The sequence below is a fragment of the Synechococcus sp. 63AY4M2 genome, from assembly GCF_002760475.1.
Classification (GTDB): domain Bacteria; phylum Cyanobacteriota; class Cyanobacteriia; order Thermostichales; family Thermostichaceae; genus Thermostichus.
In genome coordinates, this window is the sequence record NZ_AXUX01000001.1 from 615,928 (window position 1) to 630,574 (window position 14,647).

14 protein-coding genes, 1 tRNA gene and 1 pseudogene are annotated in these 14,647 nt (G+C 60.1%); 9 read left to right on the plus strand and 7 right to left on the minus strand.

What is annotated here, in order from left to right; genetic code table 11:
- Position 1: 1 nt before the first annotated feature.
- The 3 genes from SYN63AY4M2_RS02770 to SYN63AY4M2_RS02780 form a co-directional block, all read right to left on the minus strand.
- Positions 2–940 (minus strand): DMT family transporter, encoded by a 939-nt coding sequence (locus SYN63AY4M2_RS02770; protein WP_240530484.1) that lies wholly within the window; start codon positions 938–940, stop codon positions 2–4.
- Between the two features lie 249 nt (positions 941–1,189).
- Positions 1,190–2,308: a glycosyltransferase family 9 protein gene (locus SYN63AY4M2_RS02775; protein ID WP_011429872.1), complete on the minus strand. Its 1,119-nt coding sequence runs from the start codon at positions 2,306–2,308 to the stop codon at positions 1,190–1,192.
- Between the two features lie 112 nt (positions 2,309–2,420).
- Positions 2,421–3,194 carry a hypothetical protein gene (locus SYN63AY4M2_RS02780; RefSeq protein WP_228375449.1) on the minus strand — a complete coding sequence of 258 codons (774 nt, stop codon included), beginning with the start codon at positions 3,192–3,194 and terminating at the stop codon, positions 2,421–2,423.
- 34 nt (positions 3,195–3,228) lie between these two features.
- Here SYN63AY4M2_RS02780 and SYN63AY4M2_RS13590 point away from each other — a divergent pair, with 34 nt between their 5' ends.
- Both SYN63AY4M2_RS13590 and SYN63AY4M2_RS02785 read left to right on the plus strand, forming a co-directional pair.
- Complete coding sequence (locus SYN63AY4M2_RS13590) at positions 3,229–3,468, plus strand: hypothetical protein (RefSeq protein ID WP_011429871.1); 240 nt, start codon at positions 3,229–3,231, stop codon at positions 3,466–3,468.
- Positions 3,469–3,671: 203 nt separating this feature from the next.
- On the plus strand, positions 3,672–4,955 hold the full coding sequence (locus tag SYN63AY4M2_RS02785) for a DUF4912 domain-containing protein (RefSeq protein ID WP_099812268.1): 1,284 nt from the start codon (positions 3,672–3,674) through the stop codon (positions 4,953–4,955).
- A 102-nt stretch (positions 4,956–5,057) separates the two neighbouring features.
- Here the strand turns inward: SYN63AY4M2_RS02785 and SYN63AY4M2_RS02790 are convergent, their stop codons facing one another.
- Positions 5,058–6,089, minus strand: a complete 1,032-nt coding sequence (locus SYN63AY4M2_RS02790) for an anthranilate phosphoribosyltransferase family protein (protein ID WP_099887192.1) — start codon at positions 6,087–6,089, stop codon at positions 5,058–5,060.
- A gap of 113 nt (positions 6,090–6,202) precedes the next feature.
- Positions 6,203–7,168: a LysR family transcriptional regulator gene (locus tag SYN63AY4M2_RS02795; protein ID WP_011431998.1), complete on the minus strand. Its 966-nt coding sequence runs from the start codon at positions 7,166–7,168 to the stop codon at positions 6,203–6,205.
- A gap of 127 nt (positions 7,169–7,295) precedes the next feature.
- Between SYN63AY4M2_RS02795 and SYN63AY4M2_RS02800 the strand changes: the two genes are divergently transcribed.
- From SYN63AY4M2_RS02800 to SYN63AY4M2_RS02825, 5 genes and pseudogenes are all read left to right on the plus strand, one after another.
- Entirely contained in the window at positions 7,296–8,447 is a 1,152-nt protein-coding gene (locus tag SYN63AY4M2_RS02800) for a serine hydrolase domain-containing protein (RefSeq protein WP_099887193.1), read from the plus strand.
- A 391-nt stretch (positions 8,448–8,838) separates the two neighbouring features.
- Positions 8,839–9,417, plus strand: a complete 579-nt coding sequence (locus tag SYN63AY4M2_RS02810; RefSeq protein ID WP_049749728.1) for an XdhC family protein — start codon at positions 8,839–8,841, stop codon at positions 9,415–9,417.
- 70 nt (positions 9,418–9,487) lie between these two features.
- On the plus strand, positions 9,488–10,699 hold the full coding sequence (locus SYN63AY4M2_RS02815) for an RNA-guided endonuclease TnpB family protein (protein WP_011429863.1): 1,212 nt from the start codon (positions 9,488–9,490) through the stop codon (positions 10,697–10,699).
- A gap of 15 nt (positions 10,700–10,714) precedes the next feature.
- Positions 10,715–10,867: pseudogene (locus tag SYN63AY4M2_RS14430) on the plus strand (hypothetical protein); the annotation flags it as partial.
- 13 nt (positions 10,868–10,880) lie between these two features.
- Positions 10,881–10,954: transfer RNA gene (locus SYN63AY4M2_RS02825), tRNA-Met, on the plus strand.
- Between the two features lie 58 nt (positions 10,955–11,012).
- On the opposite strand, the gene SYN63AY4M2_RS14065 is transcribed toward SYN63AY4M2_RS02825, so the two are convergent.
- Entirely contained in the window at positions 11,013–11,225 is a 213-nt protein-coding gene (locus tag SYN63AY4M2_RS14065) for a hypothetical protein (protein ID WP_240527422.1), read from the minus strand.
- Between SYN63AY4M2_RS14065 and SYN63AY4M2_RS14070 the strand changes: the two genes are divergently transcribed.
- A complete protein-coding gene (locus SYN63AY4M2_RS14070; RefSeq protein ID WP_240527421.1) occupies positions 11,163–11,297 on the plus strand; it encodes a BolA/IbaG family iron-sulfur metabolism protein in 135 nt (44 codons plus the stop codon). The two genes, SYN63AY4M2_RS14065 and SYN63AY4M2_RS14070, sit on opposite strands and share 63 nt — an antisense overlap.
- 11 nt (positions 11,298–11,308) lie before the next feature.
- Here the strand turns inward: SYN63AY4M2_RS14070 and SYN63AY4M2_RS02835 are convergent, their stop codons facing one another.
- Entirely contained in the window at positions 11,309–12,433 is a 1,125-nt protein-coding gene (locus SYN63AY4M2_RS02835) for a SpoIIE family protein phosphatase (RefSeq protein WP_011429861.1), read from the minus strand.
- Positions 12,434–12,804: 371 nt separating this feature from the next.
- On the opposite strand from SYN63AY4M2_RS02835, the gene SYN63AY4M2_RS02840 reads away from it, so the two are divergent.
- Positions 12,805–14,610, plus strand: coding sequence for a hypothetical protein (locus SYN63AY4M2_RS02840; RefSeq protein WP_228375448.1), 1,806 nt, complete (start codon positions 12,805–12,807; stop codon positions 14,608–14,610).
- Positions 14,611–14,647: the final 37 nt, after the last annotated feature.

A 14,647-nucleotide genomic window follows, 5' to 3' on the forward strand; every position in this document is an offset into this window, starting at 1 on the left:
CTTAAACTTTGCCGGTACGGGCCTGAGTTTTCCTCACCCGCCGCCGCGCCTCGCCGTAGGCCCCGGAGGTGGCGCCTGCCAAGATCAGGGCTCCGCCCAGCCAGGTCCACCCATCTGGGAGCTCGGCAAATGCCCAGAAACCGATTAGACTGGCCCAGAGCAAGCGGGAAAAATCCAGAGGCAGCAGCATCGTCACCTCAGCCAGCTTGTAGGCTTGGGTGAGGGCCACCTGGCCCAGGCTGCCCAACAGCCCCATCGCTGCCATCCACAGCCACTGCTCCGGCGAAGGCCAGGTCCAAACCCAAACGGCAGCCAAGAAGGAAAGGGGGGTCTGCAACAGGCCCATGTAGGCCGTGATCGTGAGGCTGGACTCGGTGCGGGCGAGGATCTTGAGCACAATGGTTACCCAGGCAAAGAGCGCTGCCGCCGCCAAGGCCAGCCCCGTTCCCAAAGAGAACTCCCGCAAGCCCGGCCTCAACACCACCAAAGCCCCGACAAACCCCAGGCCCAACCCCAGCCAGCGGGAGGGGCGCATCTGTTCGCCCAATACCCAGACCGCCATCATGCCGGCAAACAAAAGCTGGACAAAGCTCAGCGCCGTGGCCTCTGCCAAAGGCAACAGGCTGGCCGCCCAGAAGGAAAGCAGCATCCCCACCGTGCTGATTGCCGAGCGCAGGAGGTAGAAGCTCATCTTGGCGGTGCGCAGCGAGTGGATCCCTGCTCGCAAAAGCAGCGGTACCAGGGCAAGAAACCCGAATAGGTTGCGCAAAAACACAATCTCAAAAGGGTGCAGGGCAGGCGTGTTGAGGCGGATGATCGCCCCCAGGCAGGCAAAGCAGAAGGTGGCCAGCAGCTTCAGGGCAACCCCTTGCCAAGCCCTCTTGTTTCTCCGCTCGGCAAGGTGATCCACCTGGTGGCGATACCCCGTCCCCAAAGTCACAGCTCACACCCAAATGGTTTAGGCACAGAGTTTTCAGCCTCGGGCTCTCAGCTTAACCAGGCTCCTAGGGATCCGGCTGCGCTTCTGGGCACTCCCTGCCGTCCACTGGCCCATCTGATCGGCGGGGCGGGGATCCCTGGGAGCTATGGCCATCTCAAATAGCCATGAACAAGTTGTTCCCTCGCTCCACAGCTCCCCTCTCCCAGAGGGAGAGGGGCTGGGGGTGAGGGGAGAGACGGGCTGGAAGGTCTAGGTCTTCTTCAGGATCTGTCGGAGGTAGGCAATCACTGTCTCTGGCTTGAGGTGGGCCATGCAGGGGTGGCCTTCCACCAGGCAGGCTTCGTTTTTGAACTTGTTTTCTGCGCAGATCCGGCATTTATAGGAAGTCTGGGTAACGTAAACATGGGGCAGGCGTGGAGCCCACAGCCGCACGGGGCTAGCTCCATCGCCATCGGCGTCGTTGCCAAACAGGGCAATGGTGGGGCAGCCCACGGCCGCCGCAATGTGCATCGGCCCCGCGTCCACGGAAATACAAACCCGCGCCCGCTTCAGGGCCCCGGCCAACTCGAGGAGGCCGGTCTTGCCCCGCAGGTCGATCATCCCCGTCTGGATCAGGAGTTGGTCTTCGCCGTCGCCGTGGTAGAGGGATCGCTGTAGCTCGGGGGCGCTGCCAATGAGCCCCACCTGCAAGCCCTGCCCCTGGCACCATTCGATCACCTGGCGCCAGTACTGCAAGGGCCACATCTTGGCACGGCGGGTGGTGGTGATGTGCACCAAGACTTCCGGTACTGCAAAGTCGGGATCCCGGCTGGGCAGCTCCAGGCGGAAAAAGTCGGTCTCTACGTAAGCCAGGCGGCAGAAGATCTCGGCGATGTAGTTGCTAGTGAGGATATCTTTGTAGCGCTGCAAAAACGCCAGGCTGTTCCAGTCGTCGTCCTGGAGCATGCGCTGCACCGGGTCGGAGCCGGGATCCAACTTGCGGCGAAAATCCAGGGTCAAGCCGGCCCCGGCAATGTACCGGGGTCGCAGGGCCGTCACCGCCACCAGGTTGAGCTCGCTGAACTCGTCGCAGTTGATGGCCAGATCGTAGGGCCCGGCCTGGGCCACCCGATCCCGCACTGCCGCCGTCAGGGCCTCGAGGTAATCGGGGCGGCGGCTGTAGAGGGGGAAGCTGAAGTCGATATAGGGACAGTGGAGCTCAAAGTCGCGGGTGGTCTCGCTGCCGAAAAAATCCAGGACACAGCCGGGGTATTTCTCCTTGAGGCCGCGCAAGAGGGGGACGGTGACCACGAAGTTGCCCACCTTGCTGGAAGAAAATACCGCTAGGTGGGGCCGTTCCCGCAGAGGCTGGTTGGCAAACCGTTGCATAGGGTTGGGATCCCCAAAAAAAGCCGTTTGCGTCGGCGGTGCGGAGCACGTTTGCTAGGCTAGCATCCCCAGATCCCCTTCGCGGCCAGCGCCGGGATCCCTGGGCCAGACTTTAAGGCCGGCTGGCTTGGCTGCCATCCCAGATGACCACCACGGCAAAGCGATCCAGAAAGCCGCTGCTGGCGTTCATCTGGCGCAGGTTGAAGGCGTCTTCGGCGGAGATCACCAGGTCGTAACCCAGCGTGCGCATGGCGCGAAGGCGGTGGGGCCGTTCTCCAATCCGGTTGACCAGCGAGCGGGCCTGCTCTTCCGAGGTGGTGTAGGCGGCGGTGCCCTCGCTGCCCACAAAGGCGGCGTTGAGGTCTTGGCCAAGGTTGATAGGCGGGTAAACTGGGTTGCCGTCGGGATCCAAAAGGCGCATCGACTGGCTGGGCAAAAAGTCCAGGCCCCGCGCATCGACAATTAACCCAGTTACCTGGGGCTCTCGCCGCCGGGATCCCGCCTCTAGGCCAGTTCCACCCCCTGGGCCCATCCCTGAGCCAGGGCTGGAGCCGCGCACCCCGCTCTGGCCGCTGCCGGGCCCGATCACGTCTCCCTGTCCAGAGCCAGAGCCGCCGCCGGGGCTGGTGCCCAACTGCCGCAACAAGTCCAGATCGAAAATCGGCCCTTCCGACCCTGCGTCCTCGACAGGAAACGCCGACTCTACGTTTTCTACCTGGTCGGGAGTGACCGGACGCCAAGGCGTTTCTTCCGGGAGGGGTTGTTTCTCAACCGCTGGGGCAGGGGATCCCCCCTGGAGGCGGTAGAGGGGAGGAAACAGGGTTTGCGCTTCAACAGCTTCCCCCGGCCAGACCAGGATCCCCAGCGCTGCCCAGATCGCTCGCATCCCTGCACCGTGAGTCCTATCTTTCCACCACCTCATGCCCACACCTCTTGGCCTGATAACCTGCGGCTCACCCTTCCCCCATGCTACCCAGGCAAGGCCGGTGCGGCAGGGGATCCCGCGCAGTCCTCTTTTGGACTGGAGAGCAGCGGCTGATGCTTGGCCGCCCATCCGCCGGCAAGGGCGGGCCGCAAGCCCATTTTGGGGATCCCTGACTCGAGATGGCGGGGAAAACGAGGCTTTGATCCCCAGCGATCCCCAAGCTCTTGACCAATAGGCAAAAATACGTGAACATAAGTTCATCATTCCTTTGATCCCCGTTGATCCCGACCTATGGTCATCAGCGGTTGGAAAACGCCAAGCAGGCTGTTACCCCAGTGGGCCAGGGGTTGCCCTTAGCCACAAGCTGGGATCGGCCTTTGGGTTAGCCAGTGGAGTGTGCGCACAAGCCCGATCTGTTGAGGACAGGAGACCCCGACCATGCCACAAGAGCGGATCCCGTTGGAAGAGATGACCATCCGGCAGTTGCGAGAAGAAGCTGCCCGCTACCAGATCCCCAAGTACAGCCGCATGACCAAGGATCAGCTCATCCAGGCTGTCCGGGAGGCCCAGGCCAAAGCTGGCCGCCCCGCCGATACAATGCCGGAGCCGAGCGGCCAAGAAGCGGTGACTGGCACCAAGTTTGTCGGCCCAGGGCGTAGCAATCCCGATCTGGTCGATGTGGACAAGCCGCTGGGGGATTTGCCGGATGGCTATGGCGAAAGCCGCATCGTTTTGCTGCCGCGGGATCCCCAGTGGGCCTACGCCTATTGGGATGTGCCCAACGAGGCTAAAGAAAGCAAGCGCCGCGAGGGAGGGCAGCAGTTGGCGCTGCGCCTCTACGACGTAACCGATATCGATTTCGAACGCCAGCCGGCCCACAGCATGCAGGAGTACCCCTGTGACGAGCTGGCCCGCGAGTGGTACTTGCCGATCCCGGTGAGCGACCGCTCCTATTTGGTGGAGATCGGCTACCGGACCGCAGATGGCCGCTGGCTGATGTTGGCCCGCTCGGCGGCGGTGATGGTGCCGCCGGTCTTCCCCTCCGACTGGTTTGAAGAGCACTTCCTGACGGTGCCCTTTGACATGCCCCTCCAGGGCCGCACCCTCTACCAGCTCACCGAGCCCTACAAGCGCAGCGCCACCGGCATGGGCGTGGTGGCCTACAAAGGCGACGAGCCGCAGCGGCAGAGGACGGCGGATCCCTTCCTGGAGATGGTGGGCGGCTTCGAGGCGATGCGGGTGGCGGGATCCCTGTTTGGCAGCCACCAGATGGGCAGCCGTCAACTGGTGCCCGAGCAGGCCATCAGCTCGTTTATTATCCCGTCGGGCGTGGGCATGATGGGAATGGCTATGGCCATGGCCGAAGTGCCTGCTGCTCCCTGGATGGCTTCCGGGTCGGGACTAGGGCTGTTCTCCGGCGCTTCCGAAGTCCTGCCGCGGCGCTCCCGCAAGTTCTGGCTGGTGGCCGATGCCGAGCTGATTGTCTATGGGGCCACGGAGCCCGATGCCACCGTCACCATCGGCGGGCGCAAGATCCAGCTCAACCCCGATGGCACCTTCCGCTTCCACATGGCTTTCCCGGATGGCAACATCGACTTCCCCATCTTTGCTGTGGCTGCCGACGGCGAGCAAAACCGGGAGATCCACATGACCTTCGACCGCCGCACCCTCTCCCGCCGCACCAACACCAAGGAGGAGGCCATCGAGGAGCTGTTGCCCTAAAGGATCCAACCTTCGGCTTCTCGCCCCCTGGAGCTGGCCGGGGGGCTTTCTTTCCTGGGCTGGAGAGCTTGACTCCAGCCATCAAAACAGGGGATGCCAGTCCTAGGAGAGGTCAATCACCTGGATCAGTTGTTTCAGCTTCTCCATCACCCGTCCGGAGCGGAGCAGGTCTTCCGCCTGTTGGATCCCTTCTGGCAAGGATGGAGCGTGGCCGAGGAGCCACAGATAGCTGCCCCCATTCCAGAGAACGGCTGGGGTGAGTTCACAGGGATCCCCGCTGAGCACCTGCTGCATCTGTTGGAGCAGCTCTTTCTCACCGGAGAGGGGAATCTCCGGGCCTGCCAAGTGACAATCGCGAGCCTTCAAGAGCAGCCGTTTCCCGCCCTGGTTGAGAATGGCCGCCCGTTCCCGCGGCAGGTCGCAACTGCCTTCCAAACCTTTGACGGTGGTAAATTGCCGGATCTCCCGCAGGGCAAACAGCTCCAGCATCGTGGCCTCGGTGGGAGGATGCACATAGCCGGCCACCAGGTGAAAGGGGCCTTGGTAGGGTGTCCAGACCAGCTCCAAGGTGGCCAAGGGGGGGCGCTTGCCGATTTGATCCCGGTAGTCCATCAGGGCCTGAGCCTGGGGAAAACAGGTGGGCAAATACAAAAATCCCAGCCCGGTTTGTTCCAGCAGTTGCCCCACCCGCTCCAGGGATAGCCCCCGCCAATCCACCCCCAAGCTCCGCCACACCGCTTCCAAGGGCAGCCCATACTTGGTGGGACAGAAGCCAGAGCCATGCAGCAAAACGGCTGACCCTGCCGCCGCCAGCAGCAAAGCCACCAGCACCCCCAGCGGTGCAGTCCGCGAGCGGCCATCGTAGGGATGGCCAAAGATGATCAAGGGATGGGGCAAATCCCGTTGGGGCAGAAGAGGGCCGTCTTCTGCGTAGGCATCCAACATACCGGCCAGCTCCTCGGCAGTGGGGCGCTTGATGCGGTGGGCAATTAAAAAAGCCCCGATCTGGGCGGGAGTGGCTTCCCCCCGCAGGAGCATTCGAGCAGCGCTGGCGGCCTCTGCCCGGCTGAGATCCTGGTGGGTGTGGGTGCCGCTGCCGATTTTTTTCAACAGCTCGCGAAACTCTTGGCTCATAGCATCGGCGGTCGGGAGCGCTGGGCTACCCAAGTAGGGGGAGATAACGGCGGAACACTTGCAACTACCGATACAGGTATTTGACAACTTACAGAAATTTCTACAAAAAATCCCTACAGAACTGACAACAGCCCGGCAGAGGGCTGAGGGAAATGGGGATCTGTACCGGAAGCAGGCTCAACCTCAGACTGCCTGATAAGCTGGGCGGCCAACTGCAAAAACCGGCGAATGGGAGGGATCCGATAGCGATCGCTGGTGGTAACCATAACCACCTGTCGCCTCAATAGGGGGGGCTCGGTGGGTCGCACCTGCAAATCCGGATCGGCGCAGCAGTCCACCAGGGCCGACTCCGGCAGGAGGGCAATCAACTGCCCCTGTCGCACCACCCCCCGAAAGGCATCCAAGGTGTTCAGTTCCAGGGCTGCTTTCAGGGGAAGCCCCTGCCGGGCCAGATGGGATCCCACCAAGGAGCGCATGGCATAGCCATCCTTGAACACAGCCTGGGGATACTCCGCCAGCACCTTCCAGGGGATCCGCTCGTAGCGGCTGAGGGGATGGGTGGCGGGCATCAATACTTGAATTGGCTCCGAGTACAGTGGCTCCACCACCAGTTCTGCCCCCCGGGTCATCAGGGGATTCTCCATTACCAGGGCCACGTCCACCAGCCCATCCCTGAGCACCTTCAAGGCGCGGTCGCTGCCCAGAGCGGTAACCCGCAACTGCACCTCTGGGTACTCCCGGCAAAACTGTTGCAGCACCGGCGGCAGTTGATGGGCGATCAGGGAATGGATCCCGGCAATGCAGAGCTCGGTTTGCTGGCCCTGCAGCCATTCTCGAATGCTTTCCTGAGCCCGCTGCCATTCTTGACAGATGCGACGGGCATGGGGCAAAAGCCGTTCCCCGGCCACAGTTAGGGCCACCGGGCTTTTGCGATGCAACAGCGGAGCCCCCACCGCTTCTTCCAGGGCCTGGATCTGGCGGCTAATGGCCGATTGGGTCAGACCGCTGAGGCGAGCAGCGGCCAAAAAGCTGCCCGTTTCCACCACGTTCAAAAAGGCTTGCAACAACTCCAGCCGCACTCGGGATCCCTTGATGATGTAGCCTGCCGTGGTGGCATCCTAGCTGGGGAAGCGGTAGGCTTTTGTAAACACCGTTACAAGTTGTTTGTTGGACTGGGGATCCTCAAGCCGGGAGGAGAGGAGGCAGATGGGCTGGGATCCGACCTTGCTGGAGGGGCTGCTCAACTCCGCCATTCCCCACCTTTTCCCCGCTGCCCAGGTGGTCATCCGCCACAAGGGAAGGTGTATCTACTCAAGGGCGGCAGGTTATCTCGACCCTGAGACCCGGCGCCAACCGACAACCTCGGCCACCCGTTTTGACCTGGCCTCGCTGACCAAGCTGTACACCGCCACCGCCTGCATGGCCCTGGTGGAAGCCGGAGCGTTGCTGCTGGATCAACCGGTGAGTCTCCTGTTGCCGGAGTTTCAGGGATCCCGCCCCATTGCCCCCTATGAAGATCCTCTGCAGCCGGGGAAATGGATTGCTGTGGAACCGGAATCCTTAGGCCAGCTTGTTGCAACAGAACAGGTGACGGTGCGGCAGTTGCTGGCCCACACCGCCGGTTTGCCCGCCTGGCGGCCCCTGTTTCGACAGCCCGATGCCGAATCGGCCCGGCACATGGCCCTGCACACCTTTTTGGCCTACAGGCCGGGATCCCGCAGAGTCTACAGCGATCTTGGATTGATCCTGCTGGGGCTGGCTTTGGAACGTCTGAGCGGAACCCCTCTGGATCAGATCTTGCATGCCCGGATCTTGCAGCCTCTGGGCCTGAGCCAAACTCAGTTTTATCCAGGGGATCCTTTCGACCCACCCCCTGTCTCTGTCTCTTGTGCCCCCACCGAGCTGTGTCCTTGGCGAAAGCGCCGCCTACAGGGGCAGGTTCACGACGAAAATGCCGCCCGCCTGGGCGGGATCGCCGGCCATGCCGGACTATTCGCCACGGCAGAGGAAGTAGCCGCTTTCGGAGAGAGTTTTTTGACGGGATCCCTGTTGCAGCCGCAGACGGTGAGGGAAATGACCCGCGAGCAGTTGCCTCAGCAAGGGGATGCCCACCGCTGTCACGAGCGCCGGGGTTTGGGGTTTGCCTTGCGCTCCCCGGATCCCTTGGCCAGCAGCTACCCGTTCAGCCCCAGCGCCTTCGGCCACACCGGCTTCACCGGACCCTCCCTGTGGATCGATCCAGAGCGGGAGCTGGTGGTGACGCTGCTCACCAACGCCGTCTACCACGGTCGGCAGGAGAACGGATTCCAGGCTTTCCGGGTTGCCTTCCATCAGGCCATCCTAGAGGGGCTTTCTTGATCATTGAGTCCCTGACCGTTCCCGCTAGGGTGCCGTAGGCATAACCGAGGCTGAGGTGGACGAGACCTTTTACCGACAGTTGGCAGACATGCTGATACATTTACGCTGAACACTGCTGAACATCACTGTTCAACTATGCAGCGATAGCATTCTGTTTGTTTCCATTCGCGTTAGCGGGACGGAGTCCAAACAGAATGGCGGTATCCCGCAAAGCTTTGAGTAGAATACCCAAAGCGCAGTTTCCGTGTCGTCTTACTACCAATTTTCTGCTTTGCTTTGGCTACCATGTTGGCAGACTCGAAAGTAAACAGAAAGATCAACTGGTAGTAATCCGTACTGAACATATTATACATTATTTTCAGTATAGTTGAGCTTATTATTGACTAGAGTCATGCTCTCCCGCGGGCCGCTGGTGGTAGCCACCGTGATCCGCACCCAGGGATCTGTGCCTCGCCAGGCGGGGGCGAAACTGGCTGTGGGATCCGATGGCACCCTGTTGGGCACTGTTGGCGGTGGGGCTGCCGAAGCGGAAGTCATTGCCCGAGCGCAAACCCTTTTGCAGACCGCTGTTCCCGTTGGCGATGGCGATGGGGAGTCCTCGCCGGCTGGGATGCCGGTTTCCCTCGATCTCAACAGCCCTCCCTTGGGCGTTTGCGGGGGACGGATGCACATTTGGCTACAGCGATGGCAGGGATCCCTTGCCCAAACGTTGGTGGCCCAGATCCTCCAGGCTCTGACCCAAGGGCAAAGGGCTTGGCTGATCACTCCCCTCCATCCTCAGGGGTTCCCCTACCTCAGCCTTAGCGACAGCGGTGCGGAGCACTTTGCCCCCCTGCCATCCCGCCCACAGCTCCTCGCGGGATCCTGGGTCGAGCCCCTCCTCCCTTCCCCCACCCTGCTGATCGTCGGAGCGGGCCACTGCGGCCTGTCCCTGGCCCAGGAAGGGATCCCGGAGACCGCCTTCAGCTAGAAATCGCAGGAGCCCCGCACTGTACCCGTAGGGTCAGTGTCGGGAGGAATGCGGAAGTTATGATAGAACCATGACCCAAGTCCTGACCGTCTCCTGCAAGCTCAAGGTGTCCCAGTCGCAAGCCGCAAAGTTGGATGCGACAATGGATGCCTTTGTGCAGGCGTTGAACTGGGTCAACCAAAACACACCAGAAAAAGTAGTCAACGCAGTCAAACTCCAGTCCCTTTGCTATTACCAGATTCGCGCTCGGTTTGGCTTGTCCAGTAACTTGGCTCAGCAAGTCTGCAGACGGCTGGCCGGTGCCCGTAAAGTTGCCCAACAGAAAAACCGCCCCGTCAAAGCGTTCAAGAGAGGCTTTGCGACCTACGATGCCCGTATCTTTTCGTTGCGCGAGAAAGACTGGACGGTGTCGCTGACCACGGTGGAGGGTCGGGAGCGCTTTGAGCTGGCGATTGGCCGCTACCAGAGAGAACAGTTGGCAGGCTCCAATCCCAAATCTGCCACTCTGGTCAAGCGCAAAGACGGTTCCTACTCCATTCAAATCTGTGTGGAAGCGGAGCCATCCCCACCGCAACGCACGGATAGAGTGCTGGGGGTGGATTTGGGCAGGACGGATATTGCTCATACATCGGAAGGAGATAACTGGAATGGACAGCAGTTGAACAAAGTCCGAGACCATCACTCGCGGTTGAGGGCGGTACTTCAACGCAAAGCCAGTAAGGGCACCCGCAGTTCGCGGCGCAGATGCAGAGAACTGTTGCAACGGCTGTCTGGCAAGGAGAGGCGCTTTCAGGCGTGGGTCAATCATCGCATCTCCAAAGCTATTGTCTCTAGGGCAAAGGCGACAAACAGCGCTATTGCTCTGGAAGACCTGACAGGGATCCGGAAAAGAGTCAATCAACAGCCACGCAGCAAGACAGAGCGTAGGCGGGCAAATAGTTGGGCGTTTTATCAACTCCGTCAATTTTTGGAGTACAAGGCTCTGCGTGCGGGGGTTGCTCTGATTCTTGTTCCGCCTGCCTACACGTCGCAGACCTGCCACCGGTGTTTGCACATTCATCCCGACCCTGCGCAATCCTACCGCAGTGGAAAGAAGTTTAAGTGTGGACACTGTGGATGGGAAGGGGATGCGGATTTGAATGGTGCGAATGTGATTGCGCTTTTGGGGGCTGTCGTAAACCAGCCTAGAGGTTCGGGCCTGTTTTGTTCTCTGGTAGAGCAGAGCAGGCTCAGGGCTACTGAAAGCCCGCTCCGTACCGCTTTAGCGGTCGGAGTCGGGTAGTTTACTCGGCTCTTTGCCCCCATCGGTCTGGAGATCCACGCCGAAACCCCCGCCGAGATTGCCATCAGCATCACCGCCCAGCTCATCCAGGTGCGACGGGGATCCCCGAAGAGAATGCCCGGCGAAACTCAAGGTGTAGGCTTGCCGGTTAGCCGGAGGACAAGCTAGGCTAGAAAAGCGCCGCGGGGTAGAGCAGCCTGGTAGCTCGTCGGGCTCATAACCCGAAGGTCACTGGTTCAAATCCAGTCCCCGCTATAGGAACTCAACATCTGCAGGCATTGGGAGAGCTTCTCTAAGTTGTCTTGAGCCGAAGCTAGGAAGACGGTGCATGGATCCGCGGGAAATCGAGGCGTTGATACAGGCTGCCCTGCCCGGAGCCAAGGTGCAGGTAGAAGATACAGTTGGCGATGGCAACCATTTTCAGGCTGTCGTCGTAGCTGAGCAATTCCAAGGCCTCCCCCTCATCAAACAGCACCGGCTGGTGAACGAGGCCTTGAAGCCCTACCTTCAGGATGGCCGTCTCCACGCCCTAGCCCTCCGTACCTTTACCCCTAGCCAGTGGGAGGAGCTTCGGAGAGCAGCCCCCGGCTCAGCTTGAGCGGGCTTGCACTAGCCAAAGCTAATACGGAGCAGAGAAAAATCATCCTCAAGATCGGCCTTGCCGCGGAAAGACTGAATGTGCTGCAGAACGTGATCGAGGCCAACGCAGGCATGCTTGCTTAGGAAGGACTTCCAGTTCTCTATCCCCCAGATCCCTTCCGAGCTGGACACTTCGTAAACCCCGTCGCTGAACACGTAGAGACAACTGTTGGCCGGGATCCGGACTTCGTCCCTAGCAAAGTCCTGATCGGGCAAAATGCCAATCGGCAAATTGGGGGTCTTCAGCTCTAGGGGGATGGGGTCTGATTGCGCAACCAACAGAGCGGGGGGGTGGCCAGCGCTGGCAAAAGAAAGCAAGCGAGATCCCGGCTGATAGACCCCATACCAAAGGGTGAAGTACATTTCATGGTGGGATCCCATTGGGAAGGATTGGTTGAGGGCGCGCAACACCGCATCCGGCTGCCGCAGGTCTGTATCGGGCAGGCTCTGGGAACGCAACTGGTTCATCACCGACACCGACAACAACGCGGATCCCACCCCGTGCCCTGACACATCTAGCAGGTAGATGGCCAGGTGATCCTCGTCTAGCCAGTGGTAGTTAAACGAATCCCCCCCCAGCTCCTGGGAGGGCAAAAAGCACCACTCAATCGCTATTTGGTGAGGTGGGAAGTCGGCCGGCTTGGGCAAAAGCGAACGCACATAGCTGGCTGCTTCGGCCAACTCCGCCCGCAGTCGGGCCGTTTGCTGCTGCAGGTCATAGCTGAGCTGGTGCAAGCGCAGCCCAGCCCGCACCCGCGCCCGCAATTCATTGGGATCGATGGGCTTGCTGAGGAACTCATCTGCCCCGGCATCCAGGCCCTGGATGCGGTCTTCGACTTCGGTGCGAGCGGTAAGCAAAATAAAGAAGGTGGTGGAAAACTTGGGATCCGCCTTGATGCGCCGGCAGACCTCCAGCCCATCCATATCCGGCATCATCCAGTCACAGATAATCAGCCCCGGGGTTAGGAGATGAGCTTTCTCCAGCCCTTCCAAGCCACCGCTGGCCATCTCGACGGTGTAGCCCTGCCGCTCCAGGGATCGCTTCAACACCAGCCGAATCGTGGGATCGTCGTCCACAATCAAAATGGCCGTCATGACCACTGCACCTCAATCCCGAATCAACCCGAATTAAAACGCAACTCTAGCCCGTACTGGTAGGCAGACCGTTTATCCTAGCCCAGGAGTTGCGGCAGAAAAACCGGCTTGGAGGGCGGTTAGCGGAAAAGCCTCAGCAACCTCATCCCCCAGAGCTAAAGTTGCGTATCCCTTAGTGGATCCCTAAAACCGTGGTTGCACGCTACCCAAAAGCTGACCGTTTCAAGATACTGGTGGGAATAGATAACAGCGGGGGGGTTTTTGGGCAGATTCTGCTTTAGAGACTTCCATTGGACAAAGAGATACGGATCACATCTTATCCATCCTTTGCCGGTCTAGAGTGAACTTTGAGGTTAAACGGCCTTGGCTGCATGAGCGCGTCTCCTCTACCGTTATCTCCTCCGTCCGTTCGGGATTCGCAGGCGGCTTCAGCCGCGGCACCCCGCCAAGCTCCCAGGGGAGAAATCCGGCTGGAGGATCTGGACGAGAAGCAATTGCTGGCCGGCCTGTCGTCGGTGGTGCTCAACCCGGCAGCTTGGAGTTGCTTTAGCATCAGTGAAACCAGCCGCTTGCTGCGCCCCCTGCAAATTTGCCCCGACTTGACCGGAACTCCCGTTCTCTCCCCAGGCGCCACTGCTGAAGTTGTCTATAAGTTCCTGCTGAGCGACGGTCGGATTGGAACCATGAAGGGGCTGATCTCGATCGAAGACTTTCGCAGCAAGCGGCTGCATTCTATTTACGAGGAACTGCGTATTGAAAAAATCATACCGGTTTTTAACGAAGCGGTTGTCGAGCAGATCATCGATCAGTTGAAGCCGATTTTTGCCCGCGACCTGGACGAGCTGCTTTGGCAAGAAAGTTTTTACTTCACCCCTCAAGATCTACGCCAGCCGGAGTTCTTGTTGCGCGGCCTGCGGCCCGAGGCGATCCCACGCCGCTTTCGGCCGCACCTGCAAAGGGTGTACTCCCACATCATAGGGGTGTGTCGCAGCTTGCCCAACATCGCTTTCCAACTGTGTCTGCGGGCCTACCTGGAGTACAACGAGGTCAAAAACAAGCATCTGTTGGCAATTCTGCTCAGCAAGTATTTTTACACGCTCTATCGCATCGGTGGACTGGACGGTTGGAAAAGTCGGGATCCGGTGGAAGTGGGATCCCTCTACTCTTCCAATCGACGGGCTCGGCTGCAGGCTCTTTCTCACCTGCTGACGCTGGACAACGACAGCGACGAACCGCTGGCAAGCCTTGGGGATCCAGGGCCGCGCGGCAGCTATTTCAGTGGAGAGGGGGAGCCTGCTGCTGGCGAGGTGCCGAGCGCAGAAGAGATCGAAAAGCTGCGGCAAGATGTGGAGGCAGCGCGCAGCCAGGCCGCCGAGGCCCAGCAGCTGGTAGCCCAATATCAAGAAGAGAAAAAACAAGAGCTGCTCAACCGCCTGCAGGATCCCAATAAGTTTCTCCTTTTCAGCCTCCATCAATTTTTCGACACTCTCCTCACATCCCTGCCGGTGGAGGTGAAAAGCGAGTACGGAGCCGTCTGGGTGCCCCGCACTTCCCACTTGGACGAAAAAGAGCGGGACAAGCTGACCGAACATTTGCACCAGATTACCAGCGAGGCCTATTTGCTGAGCATCCCCTTTGCCGAGGCGACGATCATTGGCTATTGGCGGGTTTTGGCCGATTCGTTCTACAACCAATGGGTTTTGAATCAGTACAAGCAGTTGCAAAGCTACGGAGTGGATCTAGAGCAGCAGGGCATCCAAATCCTGGAGCGCGAACGATTTTTAGATGAAGTGCAACTGCGCTTTGCTGGCCGCCACCGCGAGATCGTGACTCAAAATGTGGAGAAGATCAGCCAAATTGTGGTAGACAGCCTGGCCAAGCGGGTGGCCCTCAACACCAGCCAACAGAGCTTTCAAGCCATGCGAGCCAAATTGGCCACCGTTTTGGATATGGAGATCTCCCGCAAGGACATGGCGCAGGTACGGCGGCTGATCGACTACTTCACGGATGTGTTTTTGGGCAAGCGGGAGGAGCTGCGCTCGCCCTATCCGGTGGGCACCATCTTGCAAGTAAGGGCAGCCATCGAGCTGCGTCCCCCCGACAGTCGCACCCGCATTGGCCTGGAAATCCTAAACCAGATCTACCGCGAGTACATGCCTGTGCTGCAGCAAGAGTAGGGGCAGGGATCCCAGGGGCTGGCAAGTTTTGGGCACA